This is a genomic window from Chitinophagales bacterium (genome assembly GCA_016787225.1).
In the GTDB taxonomy this organism is placed as follows: Bacteria; Bacteroidota; Bacteroidia; order Chitinophagales; family JADJOU01; genus CHPMRC01.
The window spans coordinates 142629-165819 of record JAEUUY010000030.1 but is presented as its reverse complement, the minus strand read 5'-3'; the positions used below and the strand labels follow the sequence as shown (position 1 = coordinate 165819).

Annotated in this window: 14 protein-coding genes and 1 tRNA gene; 11 read left to right on the top strand and 4 right to left on the bottom strand. The window is 37.1% G+C overall.

From position 1 onward, the window contains the following. The 4 genes from JNL75_12170 to JNL75_12155 all read left to right on the top strand — a co-directional run. The coding region (locus JNL75_12170) for a T9SS type A sorting domain-containing protein (GenBank protein MBL7790575.1) at window positions 1-216 on the top strand (216 nt) is incomplete at its 5' end. A 246-nt stretch (window positions 217-462) separates the two neighbouring features. Then, complete coding sequence (gene purL, locus JNL75_12165; protein ID MBL7790574.1) at window positions 463-2679, top strand: phosphoribosylformylglycinamidine synthase subunit PurL; 2217 nt, start codon at window positions 463-465, stop codon at window positions 2677-2679. Window positions 2680-2688: 9 nt separating this feature from the next. Continuing rightward, entirely contained in the window at window positions 2689-3267 is a 579-nt protein-coding gene (locus JNL75_12160; protein ID MBL7790573.1) for an NUDIX hydrolase N-terminal domain-containing protein, read from the top strand. An 11-nt stretch (window positions 3268-3278) separates the two neighbouring features. Beyond that, complete coding sequence (locus JNL75_12155) at window positions 3279-3731, top strand: hypothetical protein (GenBank protein MBL7790572.1); 453 nt, start codon at window positions 3279-3281, stop codon at window positions 3729-3731. A 20-nt stretch (window positions 3732-3751) separates the two neighbouring features. Here JNL75_12155 and JNL75_12150 read toward each other — a convergent pair whose 3' ends face one another. Together JNL75_12150 and JNL75_12145 are read right to left on the bottom strand one after the other, a co-directional pair. Continuing rightward, window positions 3752-4204, bottom strand: a complete 453-nt coding sequence (locus JNL75_12150; GenBank protein MBL7790571.1) for a DUF962 domain-containing protein — start codon at window positions 4202-4204, stop codon at window positions 3752-3754. A 9-nt stretch (window positions 4205-4213) separates the two neighbouring features. Continuing rightward, on the bottom strand, window positions 4214-5050 hold the full coding sequence (locus JNL75_12145) for an MBL fold metallo-hydrolase (GenBank protein ID MBL7790570.1): 837 nt from the start codon (window positions 5048-5050) through the stop codon (window positions 4214-4216). Window positions 5051-5202: 152 nt separating this feature from the next. Between JNL75_12145 and JNL75_12140 the strand changes: the two genes are divergently transcribed. Next, complete coding sequence (locus JNL75_12140; protein ID MBL7790569.1) at window positions 5203-6279, top strand: LptF/LptG family permease; 1077 nt, start codon at window positions 5203-5205, stop codon at window positions 6277-6279. Window positions 6280-6332: 53 nt separating this feature from the next. After that, window positions 6333-6404: transfer RNA gene (locus JNL75_12135), tRNA-Glu, on the top strand. Window positions 6405-6820: 416 nt separating this feature from the next. Here JNL75_12135 and JNL75_12130 read toward each other — a convergent pair. Further along, window positions 6821-8017 carry a pyridoxal phosphate-dependent aminotransferase gene (locus tag JNL75_12130; GenBank protein ID MBL7790568.1) on the bottom strand — a complete coding sequence of 399 codons (1197 nt, stop codon included), beginning with the start codon at window positions 8015-8017 and terminating at the stop codon, window positions 6821-6823. Between the two features lie 32 nt (window positions 8018-8049). Beyond that, a complete protein-coding gene (gcvP, locus tag JNL75_12125; protein MBL7790567.1) occupies window positions 8050-10884 on the bottom strand; it encodes an aminomethyl-transferring glycine dehydrogenase in 2835 nt (944 codons plus the stop codon). Between the two features lie 613 nt (window positions 10885-11497). Between gcvP and JNL75_12120 the strand changes: the two genes are divergently transcribed. The 5 genes from JNL75_12120 to JNL75_12100 all read left to right on the top strand — a co-directional run bounded on the left by JNL75_12120 (window position 11498) and on the right by JNL75_12100 (window position 23141). Continuing rightward, the gene (locus JNL75_12120) at window positions 11498-17368 is read left to right on the top strand and encodes a gliding motility-associated C-terminal domain-containing protein (GenBank protein MBL7790566.1); all 5871 of its coding nucleotides are present in this window, start codon (window positions 11498-11500) and stop codon (window positions 17366-17368) included. Continuing rightward, on the top strand, window positions 17368-18387 hold the full coding sequence (locus JNL75_12115; protein MBL7790565.1) for a PorP/SprF family type IX secretion system membrane protein: 1020 nt from the start codon (window positions 17368-17370) through the stop codon (window positions 18385-18387). The genes JNL75_12120 and JNL75_12115 overlap by 1 nt, the downstream gene beginning before the upstream one ends. A gap of 26 nt (window positions 18388-18413) precedes the next feature. Further along, window positions 18414-20576: an OmpA family protein gene (locus tag JNL75_12110; GenBank protein MBL7790564.1), complete on the top strand. Its 2163-nt coding sequence runs from the start codon at window positions 18414-18416 to the stop codon at window positions 20574-20576. A gap of 124 nt (window positions 20577-20700) precedes the next feature. Beyond that, window positions 20701-21630: an MCE family protein gene (locus JNL75_12105; protein ID MBL7790563.1), complete on the top strand. Its 930-nt coding sequence runs from the start codon at window positions 20701-20703 to the stop codon at window positions 21628-21630. Window positions 21631-21635: 5 nt separating this feature from the next. Then, window positions 21636-23141, top strand: a complete 1506-nt coding sequence (locus JNL75_12100; GenBank protein MBL7790562.1) for a hypothetical protein — start codon at window positions 21636-21638, stop codon at window positions 23139-23141. The last annotated feature ends 50 nt before the right edge of the window (window positions 23142-23191 follow it).

The following is a 23191-nucleotide window of genomic DNA, read 5'->3' as shown; positions in this document are numbered from 1 at the left end:
GATAAGATAACTATTCAATACACAAGTGATAAGTCCGAAGAAGTTAATATGTATATTTATGATTTATCAGGTAGAGAAGTTTTCCATCAGAGACATAGATTATTACCAGGCGAGAATTTGATAGACATGAATCAGCTTCAGCTAGCTAAGGGTACTTACTATCTTGACTTCCAGACGGAGACTATTAGCAGACAGGCTAAAATGATGGCTCAGTAAACTGTAGTTTTATTAATTAGTATAATTATAGCCATATTTTTCATAGCGTATGGTTTGAACCATGCGCTATGAAACCTTAATCGATTGACAAAAAGTTTTCCACTACACATATACCTTTGGGCAAATGTTCCGTCAATAACTTGCCTTTTTCTTTTTAACTTTGCCCTTTAAATAGAATATTTTTATTCAAGGCAAATTGAATTAAATTATACTTTCAACTTTATACTTTCAATTTATCACTAAATCATGTCATTAGCCCCCGAAACCATTGACTCAGGAACCAAACTTGGATTGACGATAGAAGAAATTCATTCAATTGCTGAAAAACTAGGTAGAGAACCTAATTTTACTGAACTCTGCATCTTTTCTGTGATGTGGAGTGAGCATTGTAGTTATAAGAATTCTATCAAATGGCTAAAAACACTGCCACGTGAAGGCGAAAATATGCTAGTAAAGGCTGGAGAAGAAAATGCAGGCGTAGTAGATATTGGAGGAGGTATAGGCTGTGTGTTTAAAATAGAGAGTCACAATCACCCTTCGGCGATAGAACCCTATCAAGGAGCAGCTACTGGTGTAGGCGGCATTCACAGGGATATATTTACTATGGGCGCAAGACCTGTAGCAGCTCTGAACTCTTTGCGATTTGGAGACTTGAATGATTCTAAAACGAAGTGGCTACTTTCAGGTGTAGTGAAGGGAATTGGAGATTATGGAAATTGTTTCGGTGTGCCTACAGTTGCAGGAGAGACCTTTTTTGACTCGGCATACGAAGGTAATCCACTAGTAAATGCAATGTCAGTAGGTATTATCGACGTCAATCATATCATCTCTGCTACTGCCAAGGGTGTTGGAAATCCTGTGTTCATAGTAGGATCAGATACGGGAAAAGACGGTATAGGTGGTGCTTCATTTGCTTCGAAAGATATATCCGAAGACAGTGCAGCAGATTTGCCAGCAGTGCAGGTAGGGGATCCGTTTCAGGAGAAATTACTTCTGGAGGCTAGTTTAGAACTAGCTAAGACAGGAGCCATAGTGGGAATGCAAGATATGGGAGCTGCCGGAATTACCTGTTCTACCTCTGAAATGAGTGCTAAAGGTGAGGTAGGAATGAATATCTGGCTCGATAAAGTACCCACTAGACAAAAAAATATGCAGCCTTTTGAAATTTTGCTTTCCGAAAGTCAAGAGCGAATGCTTGTGGTTTTGGAAAAAGGAAAGGAGCAAGCAGCTTTGGATATATTTGAAAAGTGGGATTTAAATTGTGTGCAAATAGGAGAGGTGACAGGAGACGGAATTCTCAATTATTATATGAATAATGAATTGGTGGCGCAGATTCCCGCATTTGAATTAGTGCTGGGAGGTGGTGCACCACAAAATGATAGACCATACTCAGAACCAGCATATTTCTCAGAATATAAAAAATTTGATTTAGCCAAAATAGAAGAGCCTAAGGATTATATCAAGGCATTAAAAGAGTTAACTGCACAACCAAATATTGCATCGAAGCGCTGGGTTTACAACCAATATGATAGTATGGTAGGTGTGAATAATACGAATACCAATGCGCCATCAGATGCAGCAGTTACTCGAATCGTAGGCACCAATAAAGCTATCGTATCTACCGTAGATTGCAATGCGCGCTATGTCCATAATGATCCATTTCAGGGTGCCATGATAGCAGTGTCGGAAGCTGCCAGAAACATAGTTTGTAGTGGAGGTGAGCCATTAGCTATTACCAATTGTTTAAACTTTGGAAATCCTCAAAAGCCAGAAGTTTACTGGCAGTTTGTAGAAGCTATCAAAGGGATGGGTGAAGCCTGTCGTGCACATAACACTCCCGTAACTGGTGGGAATGTCAGTTTTTATAATCAAAATGAAAAAGGTCCCGTATTCCCAACACCTACGATAGGTATGGTAGGTCGAATGGAGGATTTGATTCTCAAAACAGGTCTTGGATTTAGCAAAGAAGGACATATCATTTATTTACTCGGAAAATCTCAAAATGATTTGGCTGGTAGCGAATATTTAGCTAATGTCATCGGTGTCAAAGAAAGTCCTGCACCATATTTCAACATGGAAGAAGAAAAATTATTGCAAAAAACTATTTATCAATTGATTCGTAAAGGTCTTTTAGCTTCCTGTCATGATGTCGCAGATGGCGGCTTAGTGACTTCACTTCTTGAATCAGCTTATGTTTCTGACCTGGGGTTTGAAATAGCGACTGATACTAGCATTCGAAAAGATGCATTCTTATTCGGTGAAGCACAAGGCAGGGCTATCGTCTCTATAGAGGCGAGTAAGGCATCCGAGCTAGAAAAATTCTGTAGCACTATGAATTTGACTTGTTCTAAATTAGGGGAAGTCAAGGGTAAAAATGTTGTCATCGATGGTTTAGATTTTGGCATCATAGAAGGGTATAAAAATATTCACCTGAATTCGATTCAGGAAAAAATGGCTTTATAAGTAAGTACGTTGAAATCAAATGATTTCCTAGCATTTTTAGAAAATCTTTCTGCTATAAGTAGAAATGGATTGTTTTATACCAAAAACTCCTATGATAAAGACCGTTATCAGAAAGTTCTTGACCTTGTAGAATTAGCCTATACTCAAGTAGGAGATATTGAAAAGCACGCTTCTAATCAATTTAAAAAAATAGATTTTATTACTCCTAAAGTAGGTGTGAATATAGCTATTATGGAGGAAGACAATATTTTAATTGCGAAAAGAAAAGACGATGGGCTTTGGGAATTGCCTGGTGGGTGGGCAGAAATTGGTGAAACAGCTATAGATTGCATTCAAAGAGAAATTTTGGAAGAATTAAATCTTCGAGTAAATGTATTAAAGGTTGTGGATGTATTTTGTCGCCTACCTAAATCTTCAGAAGAATATGTGACTTCTTATCATATTTTATATTGTGGCGAAATTATCGATGGAAACTTTCAAGAGTCTAGCGAAACTTCCGAAATAAAGTGGATAAAAAAAGAAGATGTTTCAAGCATTCAGTGGCATAAAGACCATATGAATTTAGCTATCGCAGCCTTTAATTTTTAAAAGTTGTCGAAATGATAAAAATCGAAGAACACAAGAATCTAGCTATCCAGAATTTCAATGCTATCTGGAAAATATTGGATAAGGAAAAACCTTCCAAAGAAGAAGAGTTAGAAGCTATCCGTCTAGCGCATACTTCTACCTGGCATTGGTACCAATGTGGACAGCCTATCAATTTCCAACGAGGCGAGTGGATATGCAGCCGTGTTTATGTTCATTTCAACCATTTGGAGGAAGCATTGTTCCATGCAAAACTTTGCTACGAATTGACCACGGAGCATAACCTAAAGGACTTTGACTTGAGCTATGGCTACGAATGTCTGGCAAGGGTCTATATGAAAATGAAAGATCAAGAAAACTTTCAAAAATATTTTCAACTGCTTCAAAATTCACTTTCACAGATACAAAACGAAGAGGATAGAAAAGTGGTGGCAATGGATATTGCTAGTTTGAAAAATCCTACATAAATAAGTAAATACTTGTTTGCCTAACGCTTCGGATACACTACCCATATCGGTCCTATCAATAGAAACTGTAAATCTTTCAAAAAAGATGGTTTTTTACCTTCGATTTTATGTCCGATAAATTGCCCTATCCATGCCAAGACAAATATGATGAAGGAATAACGGAACATGGCTGGGGAAGAAGTATAGAACCACATTAGCCAAGCTAAAAATGCAAAAAAAGCTAGACAAAAACCGAAGATTAAAAAACCAATTCCCACTTTCATATTCAATTTAAAATAAAAAACAAGAGCCAGTACATAAACCACATTTGCCCAATTTAAGTACATAGATTTAGCTAGAGGAAAAGGAATAGCAAATAGCATAAAATATATGCTGATAAAGATAAGCGGAACACAAAGCTTATGTATAATAATGTTCGTTCTATTTTGGTGGCTTTCGCCGTATTCTGCCAGCCATTCATGGAGAGACTTCATATATATAAATTATAAATCAGAAATTTTGATTAACTGGTCTAGTACAATTCGACCGTGTTCATTTTTTTTCAAACTTCCTAATTCGTTTTCTGGATCATGTTCAAAGAAAATGAATGCATTTTTTTCAAGTACATTTTGATAAAGTTTTTCTCGTTCATTCAGGGTATCTAATGGTCGTATATCATAAGCCATAACATAAGGCATAGGAATATGGTAGGATGATGGCATGAGGTCCGCTGCGAATACGATCGTCTTGCCATTATAATCAATATAAGGAATCGTCATAGCTTCCGTATGACCATAGACAAAATCGAACTGAATGCCCCAATGACTGAAACTATCAGCCTCTAAGAAAGATAATTGCCCATGTTCTTGAATCGGTAAGATATTTTCTTTTAAAAACGAAGCTTTCTCTCTATCATTAGGAGTCAAAGCCCAGTCCCAATGAGTTTCATGACTCCAATAGCGCGCGTTTCTAAACTGCGGAAGCAATTTGTCGCCATCGCGATAAATTGCACCACCACAATGATCGAAATGTAAATGAGTCAAAACAACGTCGGTAATATCCTCAATAGCATATCCTTTGCTTTGAATTGATTTTACCAAATCTCCATCACCATGCGGATGGAAATGCGAGCGAAATTTATCATCTTGCTTAGTACCCATACCAGTATCTATCAGTATTAATTTATTATCACGTTCTATGAGCAAGCAGCGCATAGCCCAGGTGCAAAGATTATTATTGTCAGGTGGATTGAGTTTAGACCACATGGTCTTTGGCACTACGCCAAACATGGCACCGCCATCTAGCTTAAACAATCCTGCATCGATCGAATGAATTTGCATCGCTTTGATATTTTCACAAATATACATATCCTTTTAATATTTTATAAATTCTATATCCATATCATCAATATTTATCGTAAGACACCATAAATTTTTGTGAGACAGTCAAACAAAAGGAAATTATTATGTACATTTGTAGCTATCTATAAGCCATGATTAAAACTGTTGATCGATATATAATAAAACAATTTTTTGGAGGATTTATTTTCGCACTCTTGCTCATTGTATCTGTCGCTATGACTATAGATTTAGGGGAGAAAATGAATAAATTCGTTCAATATGACCTTACATTCCATCAAGTATTTATGGGATATTATATCTATTTTATCCCGTACTTAATTGGCTTATTGGGACCATACTTTGTTTTTATTACTGTAATTTATTTTACATCACGATTGTCTAGTAGGTCTGAGATCATAGCTATGTTTAACAGTGGTATGAGTTTTACTAGACTATTGTATCCATATATTTTAACAAGTACAATTTTAGCTATTTTCTTTTGGTTTGCAATTAACTATATTATACCATATTCCGATGTAAAAAGATTAGCTTTTGAAAACAAGTATATCGCTTATCAATCACAGTCTTCAGAGGCACATATTCATAAACGGTTAAATGATTCTACCTTTTTCTACTTAAGGGTTTATGATAATCTGGCTAAAACTGCGTATAATGTTACTTTAGAAAAAATTGTAAATAGTCAATTATTAGAAAAAGTAATGGCTGATAAGGCTGTTTATGACACTTTAAGCAAAATTTGGACGTTTGAAAAGCTTTTTATAAGAACATTTCCGAATGGCAAGGAAAAAATTGACATTCTAGATTCAAAAAAATACCCGATTAATTTGGATCCATCATTGCTTATCAAGCGTTGGACTCATATTCAAGAATTGAATCGAAACGAGTTAAAACAGCTTATAAATCAGCTAAAGCAGCAAGGTTCGGATGCAAAGCTGTATGAGATAGAGTACCATAAGCGCACATCAAAATGTTTTGGGATTATTTTATTGACTGTAGTTGGGGTCATTCTTGCTTCTAAGAAGGTTCGAGGAGGTATAGGCATGCATTTGATGCTTGGATTAGCATTAGGTTCTGTTTATGAAATCATCGCCAAATTTTCAGACTCCTTCGCTCTCAAAGCCAGTTTGGGAGTAATGACGGCAGCTTGGTTACCCAATATTCTTTATCTATTAATAGCGATGATACTTTGGAAAAAAATCCAAGAATAAAGTCTTGCATATAAAAAATTAAATATTATCTTTGCACTCGCAATTTTGCAGAAGCACCGTTCGTCTAGGGGTTAGGACTCAAGATTTTCATTCTTGCAACAGGGGTTCGATTCCCCTACGGTGTACAAAAGGCCCTCCAAAAGAGGGCTTTTCATTTTAAGGTCGCTTTTAGCTATAGCTTTTCTTTATTTTTCTTACTATTATATTTATATAACATATAAAGGCTGAAAAGCAATACCATCGGGACACTCATTAGAAATATTATGGCATAATTTATCCAATTCACAGCCGTAGAACCTCTTTCTAAAGATTGCTCAGCACCAGCTTTGCACATAGCACATTGAGCATAAAATGACAAATTGAATAAACAAATAATCAATACAAACAATGCTCTTTTCATTAGGATTTAATCAATAATTATAGTATGTGATTCCTGCATGGGATATTTGTTGCCTCTATATATAAAGGAGTTTTTTATACCATCTTCACATTTTGATTTTTCAAAATTTTCAAATTGTTTCATTTTCAAATTATCGTATTATCACATCAATTTCCTATACTCTTCCAATCCTTTCTCTAAGCACTCGACGGCTTCTTTGATTTCACTCAATTCTAATACATAGGCGATTCTGACTTCCGACTTCCCTAGTTCCTTCGTGGCGTAAAATCCAGCAGCTGGCGCCATCATCACAGTAGAACCATTGTGCGAAAATTTTTCCAACATCCATTGACAGAAATGGTCGGTATCTTTTACCGGTAATTGAGCCATAGCATAGAAAGCCCCACCTGGCATAGGGCATTTGACGCCTTCTATTTTATTGAGTAATTCTACTAGTAAATTTCTTCTAGCGATATATTCTTTATTCACTCCTTCAAAATAGGAAGAGGGGGTATCTAAGGCTGCTTCTGCTGCTACTTCGCTGTAGGTAGGGCTACTCAATCTAGCTTGCGCAAATTTTAGAACTGTCGCTAGTACATCTTTATTTTTTGTAATCAATGCCCCCAATCTAGCTCCACAGGCAGAATAACGCTTGGATATACTATCTACTACTATAGCATTCTGTGCCAGCTCTGGCATAGATAAAATAGAAGTATGTACTTTGCCATCATATACAAATTCTCTATATACCTCATCCGCAAATAAAAACAAATCATGCTTCAATACGATATCCTTTAACTGTTCCAATTCTTCATTAGAATATAAATAACCTGTTGGATTATTGGGATTACAGATAAGTATAGCTTTGGTTTTAGTGGTTATCTTCTTTTCAAACTCGTCAATACTAGGTAGAGCGAAACCAGTTTCAATGGAGGATGTTATGGGAACAACCTTAATATTTCCTGCGGTGGCGAATCCGTTATAATTAGCATAAAACGGTTCAGGTATGATGATTTCATCATCGGGATCCATCGTAGCCATAAAGCCAAAAAGTAAAGCTTCACTGCCGCCTGTCGTTTCTATAATTTCAGAGGCAGTAATGTCTGCACCTACCGACTTATAGTAATCTACTAGTTTTACACGGTACTTCTCACTACCCTCGCTATTCAGATACGACAATACTTTATAATCAAAATTTTTGATAGCATCACGAACTACTTGCGGTGTCTCAATATCTGGCTGGCCTATATTGAGGTGAATGACTTTTGTGCCTCTTTTTTTTGCTTCAGTTGCATAAGGAACGAGCTTTCTAATCGGGCTCGGTGGCATCAATTCACCTTTTTTGCTTATTTTAGGCATGGTATTAAAATTTTACTCAGCTATCTAATAAATTATATATAATTCTCAATTGGCAAACAACTACACACTAGATTCCTATCGCCATAGCTGTTGTCCACTCGGCTCACGCTGACCCAGAATTTTCCGTTCTTAGAACTTTCTACTGGATACAATGCGAGTTCGCGGCTATACGGGAAGGTCCACTCTCCACAAAGTGCTTCTTCAGCCGTATGGGGAGCATTTTTGAGCGGATTGTTATCTTTTGGATAGGTTCCTTTCTCTATTTCTGCTATTTCACCTCTAATAGCTATCAAGGCATCTATCAATCTATCTAATTCTTTTTTATCTTCACTTTCTGTAGGCTCTATCATAAGCGTTCCAGCAACAGGGAAGGAAACGGTAGGCGCATGAATGCCATAGTCCATCAATCGCTTAGCTACATCTTCTACTTCTACGCCTAACGTGTGTTTGAATGGTCTGAAATCAACTATGAGCTCATGCGCTACTCTTCCATTCTCACCTGTGTAGAGTATTTGATAGTGCTTTTCTAGCTTGGTTTTGATATAATTCGCATTGAGTATTGCGTATTCCGTTGCTTGTCTTAACCCTTCAGAGCCTAGCATTTTGATGTATGCATAGGAAATCAAACAAATACTAGCGGAGCCATAAGGTGCTGCTGATATAGTCTGAGTGGCTTTTTCGCCACCTGTTTTGACTAGCGGATGTGTAGGTAGAAATGGAGCCAAATGACTAGCTACACAAATAGGACCTACGCCTGGACCTCCTCCACCATGTGGGATAGCAAAAGTCTTATGAAGATTCAAATGACAAACATCTGCACCGATAAACCCAGGACTGGTAATGCCTACTTGCGCATTCATATTTGCTCCGTCCATATACACTTGACCTCCGTGTTCATGAATTATTTTACAAACTTCCATGATACTATCTTCAAATATGCCATGTGTAGAAGGATAGGTAACCATAAGTGCACACAAGCTATCTTTGTATTGTGCAGCCTTCGCTCGAAGATCATCTAAATTTATATTTCCATTTTCATCAGCAGGGGAGACAACGACTTCTAAACCTGCTAAAACCGCACTAGCTGGGTTAGTGCCATGAGCCGAACTAGGAATAATGCATATATTTCGGTGCCCTTGTCCTATGGATTTTTGATATTCTCTTATGACCATAAGTCCAGCATATTCACCTTGGGCACCAGAGTTTGGTTGTAGTGAAGTAGCAGCAAATCCTGTGATGTGCGCTAAATCTTTTTCTAATGTAGTTAGCATTTCGATATATCCAGCCGCTTGTTCAAGCGGAGCAAATGGATGAATTGAGCTAAAATATTCCCAACTCAATGGCATGAGTTCTGTCGCAGCATTCAACTTCATGGTGCAGCTACCGAGCGGTATCATCGATTTAGTCAGTGACAAATCTTTATCTTCCAAACTCTTGATATATCGCATCATTTTCGTCTCTGTATGATGACTATTAAATATAGGATGGGTCAATATTTTACTCGAACGCAAGTATTCTTTCGATATAGAGGCTAATTGAAATTTAGCGGTTGATTTCTTGCCAGTAAATGTACTGAAAACTTCGATAATTTTTTCACAGTCTGCTTTGCTCGTATTTTCATTGATAGTGATTCCTATCGTGTTGTTGCTGTAGAAAAAGTTTATCTCGTTCGCTTCGGCTATTGATTTTAGTTTTTGTGTATCGGAGATATCAAAACGTATGGTATCAAAGAACTGTCCCAAATGAGAAGTATCAATTCCCATTTCTGTTATGGCATTTTTTATCCAAACAGCTTTCGAATGAATATCAGATGCAATTGCTTTAAGATTTTCAGGACCGTGATAGACGGCATACATAGCTGCCATATTAGCCAACAAGGCTTGGGCAGTACAAATATTAGATGTTGCTTTTTCTCTACGAATATGCTGCTCTCGAGTTTGCAATGCCATACGCAGTGCATTTTTTCCTCTTCTATCCTTAGACACCCCTATAATTCTACCTGGAATATTTCGCTTAAACTCATCAGTAGTAGCGAAAAAGGCAGCGTAAGGGCCACCATATCCTATAGGTACTCCAAATCGCTGTGAGCTTCCTACGGCGCAGTCTGCCCCCATTTCGCCAGGAGATTTGACCAAAACGAGAGACATGATATCGCAAATCATGGCTGTATAGATTCCTTGAGACTTGAGTGCAGCTATTTTCTTCGAGAAATCCTCTATAAAGCCATCCATAGCTGGGTTCTGAATCAAAACCCCAAAATAGGAAGCATCAAACTCTGTTTGATATACGCATTGTTCTATGATTTCTATTCCCAAATGCTCTGCCTTCGTTTTTAGCACAGCCTTGGTTTGAGGAAACACTGAATTATCCACTAAGAACTTATTGGCTATAACCTCAGATTTATTCTTAGCATTATAAAACATATACATGGCTTCTGCTGCTGCGGTAGATTCATCGAGCAAAGAAGCATTCGCTATAGGCATACCAGTCAAATCACTAATCATGGTCTGATAATTAAGAAGAGATTCTAACCTGCCCTGTGAAATTTCTGCCTGATAAGGCGTGTATTGCGTGTACCATCCTGGATTTTCAAAAATATTTCTCAGTATGACAGAAGGGGTGATGGTATCATAATACCCCATTCCGATATACGATTTGAATGGTTTATTTTTCTTACCTAATTCCTTGATGTGGAGAAGATATTCTTGTTCTGACATAGGTTCGCCCACTTGAAGACCATTGCGATTAATTAATTTTGAAGGTACCGTTTCCGATATGAGCTGGTCGAGGCTTTGTACTTTTATTTCTTTGAGAAGAGCATCGTGCTCTGTTGAGGAAATGCCAATATGGCGTTGTTCAAACTTCATAAGGATATTTTAGAGGATTGTGTTTTATTGATAGGCAAATGTAAATTAATTTTTTTATTTTCTATCCATTCCCGTGAATAAGTATTGTTAAACTTATACCAATAGCGGTTTTTAAATGGTCCAACCCATTTTAAAACCTTGCTATGGTAAATGCCGTAGCTGTATTTGTTTAGTGCAATGAGCCATGCGACATTGGACTATTACTAATACGCTTACGGTATTAGATAATGTTTTAAGTTTTAAACTTTAAAAAAATGATAATTGAGAATGGCATCTATGTTGTGTTGTTTTTTTAATTTTTTTTCATGAAACTTCTTTGGCTCAAAAGTGAGTCAAGAAATCATCGGACATAGAGTTTTAAAGTGCATAATTTCGCTGAAAAATCTTTGTTTTTGATACCAATCAACGTTTGTAATACAAACATTATAAATGAATTAACAAATTTTTCAAACTTAGGGTTTAATTTTTTTTAAGAGATACTATAATCTTTGTATCTTTACACGTCAATAATGTCATGTAATTTTATGAAATTGCAACAAAATTCTATACTAAAACTAGCGAGCCCTTCTCGCAACACTAAAACGCATCCCGTTAACCTTAAAAACTTTAACCTATGAAAAAACTCAATTTTAAAATTTTAGTTCTATTAACTGGACTATTTGCAATTACAGACGCCTATGCCATGTGGGGTGGTGCTCCTCCAGGATCTCGTAGTACTAGACCATTTATGGCTGGAGCTGAGTTAAAAGTACGTCCGCTCAATGTGGCTCCTAAATTGGATCCTAGTACCCGAGATACTGTAGAGATAAGGCTCATTTTTTATCGTGACTGCGAAGCATCTCCAGGGGCAGCTTATACCTTTCCGAATATTTCGGATACCATGATCGGTATGCTGTATAGTAAATCAAAATGTGAATACTTAAAATTTGCCTGTTGGTTTAGAGAAGATTTGTCGGATAGGTATGCGACTCCTATCTGCCCTTATAATAATTTTAATACAAAATGCGAGAGTGCAAATTCTGCTCGGATTGGATATCGCACAGAGACTTTTACGGACACTGTAGTCTTGCCAGTCAATACAGATGATTGGGTCATCGGTATGCTGTATAGCAGTTCATCGGGAATTATTCCAAGTATTGCCCCTGGAACTCCAAAACCAGGAGAATATAGGTTGGATTGGTATACTCAGAAATATGGTGGGCCTAATTCGCAGCGGTGTGCCCTAGAACAAATCCAGCAACCTGGGGTGGCTGGATACATGGTACCTGCCGCAAGAGGTATGATGCCACCCAGCCCATTTTCAGTGCGGATTTCTGCCCTCAATACCATGGCATTCGGCAATGATCCTACCGAATCGTATTTCTATATCGAAGCAGAATATAGCAATGCCATTCCATGTGGTGTTTTTCAAGGTTGTTCTCCAAATCCATGTCCGAAGTATTGTGCCAATACAACGCCAAATTCGGCAGGTACTCCATTCATTTTTATCTGCGAAGGTAGGCAGCGGCTATTTGATCTAGGGTATTATGATGATGATGATCACGAAATGACATTTGAGAAATCTACACCAATGAAGGCAGCTTGTTTCGGAGATCCTGTTTGTGGTCAGCCAGATAGGACGATTTCATACATTACTTGGACTGGCGTTTATAATGAGAATAATCCTTTAGGCTCTGCATCTACCTACGACTTGAATCAGAATACGGGCGTCATAGATATTACCATGAATCCACCGGGAGCTCCCAAAACAGGCGTTGGGCGATATAAAGCTGCCGTCAAAATCACGGAAAGGGATAAAGCAGGAGCTTTTGTAGGTAAAGTTTACCGAGATTTCACCATAACTGTGATAGCAGATGAAGAGTGCGATGCGAATAATTCCATTACGGAGGCATCTTATTTTATTCCGAACTCAGCCCATAATTTTTTAAACTGTGCGGTAGTACCTGGTCAGCCGAATCTTATCGAAACTTGCTCTGGACTGAACATGCGATTTGCTGTAAGAGCTTTTTCAGTTTCTGATCTGAACAACGCTGCTTTGGTTATCACTGGAGAGTTGCATCCGACAATGCTTTCGACTGGCGCATTTATCAGTTCTGCATATAAAAACAATGGCTTCCCAACATTCGACACTGCTGTAGGTACCTTTAACTGGAATATACCAGCCAATACCCCTGCGGGTACTTATCCTATCATATTTCAAATTAGGGACTGTGTAAATGGTTATATCCTCAGTAGATCCGTAGTATATAGAGTGAGAGTGAATAAGAAAAATCGTATAGACTGGTCATATCTTAATTTTCAGCCAAAGACAGCTAAACCTGTATTTTCATTAAATCAAAGTTCAGATAGAGCCTATCATTGTGGTTCGCCACTCCCTCTAGTAGTCAACGCAGTGAATTTAGAGACTAATGTAGTGGTGAATTGGTACCTATACAAAGGAAATGCTGCTACTGGTACTCCTGAAGATACCTATACTCCTGATGCGAGCTGGGGACCACTGCCTAGTGATCCTACATCGAATTATGTTATTGAAATGATATCCAATCAATATTGTAATAATAAAGATACCCTTTATTTAATTAGTAAGCCACCTATCAGTCCGTCTTTGACGTTAAATATAGCGGATAGTTGTTTTGGGACCAAGGGAAAACTGGAAGTGACGGGGTTGTCAAGCAGTGCTATGCTTACGAGTTTATTTGATTGGCAGTCCCTAGATGCAGAGTATGATCTTACTCCGAGTTTTCTATCTAATACCGCAGACATCAAGTTACAGAAAAAAGATAATACCTACATATGTTATGTTATTTCTCAGGATACTTGCATTTATCCTGCGAGTGTAGAAGTCCCTATGACAGGTATTAAGCCTCGAGGTCTATTCGTTACTGATAGACAATATGTATGTCCTGGTGATACGATCAATGTTTCTAAAGTGTTGCTCACTACTTCAATATGTAGCCCTAGGGTTGATTTCTCAAAGGAAAAACCAGGTACTAGCAAGAATTTTGATTACCCTGGTACACAGTCCAATACAAATCCTACTCCTAAAATATTTACAGCTACCGCAGCTATAGATAGAGGGCGCACAGCTCTTCTCTATAAAGGTTCAGAGCTTTGTGACAAGGGTATGAAACCAGGTATCGTGAAAGAAATAGCCTTCAATATAGATGGTATCAATGACCCCAACATTTACAATAATATAGAGATATGGATGAAGTGTACGGATCGATTTGACTTACAGAATGGTGTGTTTGAAGACACCTTAAGTATGCGGAAAATGTTTACAACATCTAGTCGACTGCTGTCAGTGGGCTGGAATACCTTTGACATAGCTGATTTTGTATGGGATGGTTCTTCCAATCTTTATTTTGAGGTATGGACTACTTGTAATAAGCCATGTAATAGTAATACGGCTACTTCACCAGCTTTCTTAGATAACTTGACAAATTACGTGTCCATAATTGGTAAATATGGGAATAGTCAAGGTACCTTTGAAGCAGCTCCTACCGTTACATCTAATTCAAGGCATAACATAAGGTTCTTCTATTCTGAACTGTTAGAAAACATATCCCTCAACTGGAATCAAAATCCTGCAACATTAATTTCAAAGACGGGTGGACCAGGAAATACAGAAGAAGAACCTAAAATAGTAACTCAGGTTCCGCTGACATATACCATTCGCATGACGAATGATAAGTGTAAGGATTCAACCACAGTGTATGCTCATATTGATACGAACTATAAAGTTACTGTTACTCCGAAATTGGTGGGCAAGTGTCCTGGAGATACTGTTCATATCAATACAGATCGTCGTCCTATTCAGCCTATACCTCTAGTGCTGAATTGTGGTCCTATACGTAGCGGTGCAGAGTGTGGCAATAATAGCGAAACAGGCGGCCTGCCTGGAAATAAAATACAGGATTCTTGCCGAGCGAGAGATTCCATATTTTCTCCTAGATTGGGAAATGCCACATCTACTATTGGTACTGTTCTGCAGTCACCATTTGGTGGTGCTGGAACAGGCATAGGACAATTAGTTACCGATAAGCGTATTCAGATTTTATATCCATTTGCTGAGTTGCGCAATAATCCGAACATGAGACCTGGCTATATTCGAGAAATTGCCTTCGAAATTATTGAGGCATTCGTTAATACGAATAGGTTACTAAATTTTGCTATTCGCATGAAGTGTATTCCGAATACACAGGATTCTTTTGTCAACGCTAATTTCGAATCTTTAGCCACCTTTGAAGAAGTATACTACAAAGATGAATTGACAACTGTATTTGGTTGGAATCGTTTTGCTCTGCAAAAGCCTTATGCATGGGACGGTAAGTCGGGTATCATTATAGATATTTGTTTTGATAATTTTAATGGCTATGATTATAGATCAGAGCGGGTGCGATCCACGACTCAGACAAAGAGAAGATGCTTACACCAGTCAGCAAGAACCTTTGGTACAGCACCTGAGCAGTTTGGTTGTAATTATTTAACGGGCACACTGGATTTGATTCGTCCAAATGTAGAATTTACTATGTGTAAGCCTACGAGAACACCACCTCCTATTCCGCGAGAAATCCTCTGGGCACCTAAGGAATTTATCAGTAATACTCAGGTAACCAACCCTACGATATATAATAGATTCTCAAATAAGTATTATACTATATTGGATTATGTAGATACAACTTATGGTCAGAACAAGGTTGTATGTCGAGTGCGAGATACCATGACTTCTAATGTGGATAGACCTTATGTCAGTTTTGATCCTCCTGTGGCTGTAGCATGTCAGGGTCAGTCTATCACTGTATCTGGTGGTGTAGTGGGTATGAATCAAAATCTTTACACCTATGAATGGGATACCACCCAATTTGGAAAAGTGAAGGCAGATTATACTAGCCCTATTCAAATTATTACCCCACCTAATCCGGGCTATCACTATCTAACCGTGCGAAGCGCCAATAATCCAAACTGCTATAATACGGATAGTATTTGGGTAGATATTCAAATGTTGAAGACTATGCCAGACCTCGGTGCTGCAGCTCTCATTTGTCCTGGTGATTCTGTATTGTTATCTATTCCTAATAATGTAGGGTATAAAAAACCGAGATGGCGATTTGGAGGTCAGATTATAGATACGGGATATAGCATAAAGGTGGCTACACCTGGAGCATATAGTATGATAGTGGATTCTGGAGCATGCACAAACACTTCTTTAGATAAATTGATAATCCTACGCAAAAAAGATACTGTTACCTTGGTTAATAAATTAGCTACTATATGTGAAGGTGATTCGGCACTGATTATGTATACTCAGAGCGATGATGTAGCTAATCCAATCTGGAATACAGGATCTACTAATCCATACATTAAGGTGAATCAAGCTGGTATTTACTACTTGGTTAATCCTCGAGATCAATATGGTTGCCTTATGTTCATGAAAGATAGTGCTACTGTGTCTGTCATAGATAACCCCGACTTTAAACTAGTAGATGACACGATATGTATGAGCAATAATCAGATGATTACCCTGCAACCTATACCATTCGATTCAAAAGCTACCTATACGTGGTATCCTGATGGTCGTAAGCTTACTTCTCTCAATGTATATACACCTGGTTTATATAGAGTTGTGCGTGAAATCAATGGTTGTAAGAAAGAGGCTACTGCCTTAGTAGTAAATGATACAGCAGGAAGAATTCTTTTAGGTAAAAATCAAGCAGTATGTTGTGATGAGGTTATTACCTTAGACGCAAATCCTGAAGGAAAAAATTATCGAGGCTATATATGGAGTACGGGAGAGCGAAGTCAAGTAATTTATACCAAGCCTAACGTATCTGGAGTATATGTCGTAGAGGCAATAAAGGCCAATGGCTGTAAAGATACAGGTTCTATTTTTATAGATTCTAAGTGTGGTCAAGTTCGCGCCAGACCAGAAAAAGAGGTTATACATATAGGTCAGGAAAATAAAATTTTCGGTGAGCACTTGGCTATCAACGCTACTAGCATTCAATACAAATGGATTCCGAGCTCGGATACTATTAATAAGATGAGATATAATAAAAATGACAGTCTCAATCCGATAGCTATAGCTAGAGATACAGGTGATATAGAATACATTTTGGTAATGACGGTAACCGATACAAATTATATGCCTCCAAAAGAACCATGTATTGAGAATGAAGTTGTGAGGTTCAAGACATTAAAGAATCAAATGGATACGGTCAATATATTTACTCCCGATGGAGATGGAATAAATGATTATTTTTACCCGCGAGTTCAAGGAGTCGTAGAATTTAAAGAATTAAAAATTTATAATCGATATGGACAATTGCTGCATGATGATCCGAAATCTCCATGGGATGGAAAATTCAATGGTCAGTATCAACCAGTGGGTGTTTATGTCGCCTTTATCTCCTATGATTTGCATGAAGCAAGAAAGGATAAACAAACAAAATACGATAAAATAGTAGTGACACTGGTCAGGTGATGAAGAGTAAGTTTTATTGGAGTCTAATTATTATTTGGGGATGGAGTGCATCAGTGCTTCATTCCCAAAATAATTTACATTATAGTCAATTCTATAATGCTCCTATGTTTTTGAATCCAGCGTTAACTGGTCAAATTGGAGAGGATTTGTTTAGGTTAAATGCGCACGCAAGAAATCAATGGTCAGGTATTGCAGGAGCAGATGGCAAGTTTTTGTATGAGACAAGATCAGGCGGTGTAGATTTATCGCTTTTTAAGAAACGATTCGGGGTTGGAGTATATGTTTTACAGGATGTAGCTGGTGGAGGAATATTTTCAACTATACAAGCAAATCTTGCTTTATCATATTCATTCATCATGGGTGACAATACGCTCAGTTTTGGGGCACAAGGTCTCTATAACACGACCCAGCTTGATCCATTTGATCCTAGATGGGGAAGTGGCATCCAGTTTTTAGAGTCTAGTCGTTCATACATGGATTGCAATTTCGGCGCTAATTTTAAATGGGATTTATACTTCTTAACAGCTAACTTGGGTTTAGTCGCGAATAATTTATTGGAAGCACCCCAAAGATTTACACGAACTGGGATTCAAGGCGTGAATGTTCCACGTTCCTATAAGGCTTATGCCCTTCTTGATTTTGATATGACGGAGCGTATGAAGCTCTTACCAGGTTTTTATGGTTCTTTTCAAGCCGTCTCTACCAATTTTGTCATGGGAAGTAATTTCTCATATAAGATTCTCAAAGGTGGAACTTATGGCAACAGTTTGATATTAGGTTTATGGCTTAGAACAAATGATGGGAATTTAGAATCTGTAATACCTACTATCGGTATGAAGATGAATAAGCTACAGGTGCAGATGTCTTATGATGCGCATGTTTCGATTTCTAAGGGGGGAAATTCCAAGTATTTAGATGGAATTGCTAACAGTTTAGAAATAAGTATTATATTTACAGGCAAACCAAAAGTTGCTCCACCTTTATTGGAGGATGACTTTATTCTAAACCCTAGATATTAAACCTATATATAAACTATATTAGAATTATGCACTTTATCCGAAGAATAGTCTTATTTATAGCTCTATTCAACATTGTATTTACAGCATCGACGCAAAATAGGACGAGTCCTTCAGCTAAGAATCCCGATAAGACAAAATCAAATCAATTGAATCAAGATTTGGTTAAGTATAAAAATTTGTCTTATGGTAAAATGCTAAGATATGCCACCATGTTGGAAAATGAGGGAAGCTATGTAAATGCAGTTGAATATTACAAAATGGCTCATGCTAAGAAGCCTACAAATAAGTGCGTTCTGCAAAAACTATCTGAACTTAATTTTAAATTAAGAGATTATGTAGCAGCGGAAGAGTACACCAGAAAATTATTAGATCTAGATAAAAAATATGACAAAGACGCAGATATTCGATTGGCTCTCTGTTTGAAAGCAAACATGAAGTACAAGGATGCCTTAGATGAGTTAAATTATGTGCGAGCAAATAAGAAGGCTACTTTATCTATGAATATTGTAGAAAATGAGATTAAAGGTGCTGAATTGGCTATCGAGACAAGAAATCTCAAGGATCCGAAAATCACAGTTGACAATGTGAAACAAATAAATGGCTACCTACAAGAATATGCACCTCAGCCATTAAAAAATGACAATTTGATCTACTCATCTTTGATTTCTGATACAGCTTTGAACGTAACTAGACTAAAGTATGAAGGAAAAGATTATACCTCAAAAATCGTTTTTACGAAATTTGATAAAGAGAAAAATATTTTTGCTAGACCAGAATTGTTACCTCAGGAAATCAATAAACCTGAAGTACATATTGGTAATGGATTTATAGATGAATCAGGTAAAATTATCTACTATACCCAATGTATGGAGGACAGAAAACTCAATATGAAATGTAAATTGTGGATGGCAGAGAAGAAAGATGGGGCTTGGGTTCCTACTGAATTGACCAAGTTAAATGAAAAAGGAACGACTAACACTCAGCCAGCAGTTTATGACGATGGCTCAGGTACAAAGTATCTACTTTTTGTGAGTGATAGACCAAACGGGAAAGGTGGACTGGATATATGGGCATCGAAGATTAATGATGGTACAGCTCCAAAAACTGAGGAGAAACCTAAACCTTCATCGAAAGGTAGCAAAGGAGGTTCAGGAAGATTTTCCGATCCGGTTAATTTAACACAAGTAAACACCTTTGGTGATGAGGTTACTCCTTATTATCATAAAAAAGATAAAACCTTGTATTTTTCTTCTAATGGATATCCAAGTGTTGGTGGACATGATATCTTCAAGGTATCAGGTACAGTTGGAAAATGGGATAAGGTAATCAATTTAAAATTTCCAATTAATTCATCTGTGGATGATTTATATCTAAAATTAGATGACAATGATGAAGGTTATTTCGTATCTAATAGAAATGGTTCGAAATCTCCTAGAGGTTATACTTGCTGTGACGATATCTGGAGCATAAAAAAAGCAGAATACAATATCTGGGTAAAAGGAATATATGTTTCTTCGGCTGATATAGAAACTAAAAAACCACTAAATGGCGTAGATGCATTGATGATAGATAAGGACGGCAAACTGGTCATAAGAACTATTACCGAAAAAGATAGCCATTTTATGGTCAAATTAAACGCAGGTCAAACCTATAGAATAAACGGTATGAAGGAAGGATACTATCCAGGTATAGATTCCTTCTCTACTCCAAAGGTATTATTCAAAAATGATACCATTTATAAGACATTCTATTTAGATCCAATCGAGAAAAAGAGATATGTGGTAGAGAATGTATATTACGCATTTGATAAATCAGTGGTAAGGCCAGAGTATTTCTCCATTTTAGATAGTGTATATTCTTTAATGAAAATCTTCCCCAATGTTTTCTTAAAAATTGATGGACATACAGATGCGAGAGGCACAGAGGTATATAATCAGGCCTTATCTGAACGCAGATGCAAGGCTGCAGCAGAGTATCTTTTAGAAAAGGGATTGGAACCTGAGCGCATCATTATGAGAGGATATAGTGAGTTAGTGCCAATTGCACCCAATACTACACCATCTGGTGAGGATGACCCAGCTGGAAGAGCGAAAAATAGACGTGTTGAGTTTAAATTATTGTCACCTAGCGGCAGAGACCCTAAGTATGATATAGACTATCGCGTGAACGTACCATTCGGTATCGAGTAGTATTTTTTAGTTTCTTAGGACTTTAACATTGTTTATTTCAGTTGTAAAAAACATTTAGTATTAGTTTTGCACCCATATTATTATACCAGAAAGTATAATTTGCTTCAAGTTAATTTAAAACGCCGTGGCTTTAGATAAGGATATTAAAGTAGCATTACTTGCCATACTATCAATAGTATTATTTGTCGTAGCTTATCTTTTTATGAAGGGGACATTGCTGCATAGTGGCGATCTCAAATATGTAGCCATTTTTGACAATGTAGATAAGGTGAAAAAATCTGATAGAGTATACCTAAGTGGGGTAGTTGTGGGAATGGTTGATCAAATCGAATTTGTAGATTTAGCCAAGCCTAGTGAAGTACGAGTTGTTTTCACAGCAGACAGGAGTTTAAAGATACCAAAGGATTCGAAAATACAAATTACCAGCACCAGTATTATGGGCAATATGGGATTGATCCTTCATTTAGGAAATTCTTCGACGGTTTTGAAAGAGATGGAAGCACTAGAAGGAGTACCAGAGAATGGTATTCTGAAATCAGTAGGACCTATGGCTAAATCGGCCGATTCGTTATTGGGCAATATTAATACCTTGTTTGATAGAAGACAAAATGACAATTTGTATCTCACCGTAAACCATATAAATAGCACTTTGGTTACCCTCAATGCTACCATAGCTAACATGAACAAGCTAATAGAAAGCAATCAAAAGCCTATTCATCAAACGATGGCTAATTTTGAGCGTATCTCTCTCAATTTAGCTAAAAAACAAGATGATATCAATACTACTATTAGCAATATTCGAGATATCTCAGGTAAGGCCAATCAAGCTGATATTGCAGGTATGATGCAAAATTTAAGTAAATCAGTTAATGAATTGAATACCTTACTAACTGAGTTGAATCAGGGACAAGGCAGCTTAGGCAAACTGATGAAAGACCCAGTGCTATATAATAATCTCAACACAACGGTTAACAATGCAAATGAGCTACTCATAGACTTCAAATCTAATCCCAAGCGCTATGTGGGCTTTTCTATATTTGGCGGTAAGAAGTAAGTCATATGGAGGCTAAACGTCTTAGTAGCTTAGCAGTTTGCTTTTTACTTAGTTTTTCTTATCAACTTTTTTCTCAGGAAAAGTATGAGGTGGAGATTCTTCCCCCCACTGATCAGGGTATCATGGAGACCGTGAACGGAGAAAGTATAAGAATACTTGTAGGTAATGTTAAATTGCGCCATAAGTTAAATTATATAGATTGTGACTCGGCGGTAGTTTATACCAACAATAACATAGATGCTTTCGGGCACGTGCATATACGAAAAAAAAACGGTGCCAATGCTTATGGGGACAAGTTAAATTATCTTAGTCTTCAAAAAGTTGCTATTCTTCGTGGCAATGTTATTCTAGTAGAGAAAAAGGCAAAACTCTATGCAGAGGATATCACCTATGATTTAAATAATGACGTAGGACAATATCTGACTGGAGGAAAAATGATTAATGAAGAATCAGAAATAACATCTCAGACTGGAACATTTTATACTAGAGAAAATCTAGCACTATTTAGACAAAATGTGCGAGTCAATCATCCAAAATATAGGCTTGAGTCCGATTCACTCATGTATAATACTAAGCTCAAACGAAGTATTTTTAAAACGAGTACCAAAATAGATAATGATAGCGGATATATATGGTGCAACTCTGGCTGGCACGATGAAGAGAAAGATCAATCTAGTTTCGGGAGAGGTACCTATATATACAATCCCCCAAGTTGGTTATTGACAGATTCCATTTTTTATGATAAAAATCAAGGGAAAAGCTATATCTATAAAACCTTTGAATACCATGATACAGCTGCTAAGACCCACCTATTTGGAGACTCTGCTTATATGTATAACGATAATAAAGATATCATAGCTTATAACCGACCCGTCTTGATTTTAGAATCCACTGACAACAAGCCTACCTTTATTCGTGGCGATATTCTCATTAATCAGTCTATCAATAAAGAAGAGAAAATTATGAAAGCTCTCAAGAATGTAAGATTATATAACGCAGATTTTCAAGCTATAGGCGATACTATGATATACAAAACAGTAGATTCTACTATCTATCTAAGAGATAGCGCATTTATTTGGCAGGAAGAGAGCCAGTTATCGGGACTTCACCTATACATATATTTAAAGAATAAAAAGCCTAAGCGAATCAACGTATTTGGTAATTCATTCATGGCTCAACAAGAAGAGGCTAAAGGACATTTTAATCAGGTAAGTAGCGATACAAGTCATTTTTTCTTTAAAGATGGTAAGTTAGATTATCTCTATGCTTTTGGCAATACAAAATCTATTTATTATGGTAAGGAAGAAGGTAAGGGCTATCTAGGGTTAAATAGCAGCGAGAGTTATAGTTTGAAAATGATTTATGATACCAGTAAACCTAAGGAGGTCATTTTTTATGAGAATCCAAAGGCGGTGTTTTTTCCTGTAAAAGAAATCACGGAGTCTAATCGGTTTTTAATTAATTTTGTGTGGAAGTCTGCATTAAGACCTCGTTCAAAAGATGATTTATAAGTTATATGATTAAAAAACAGATTATTCTTGGCATTTTAATACTTGCATTA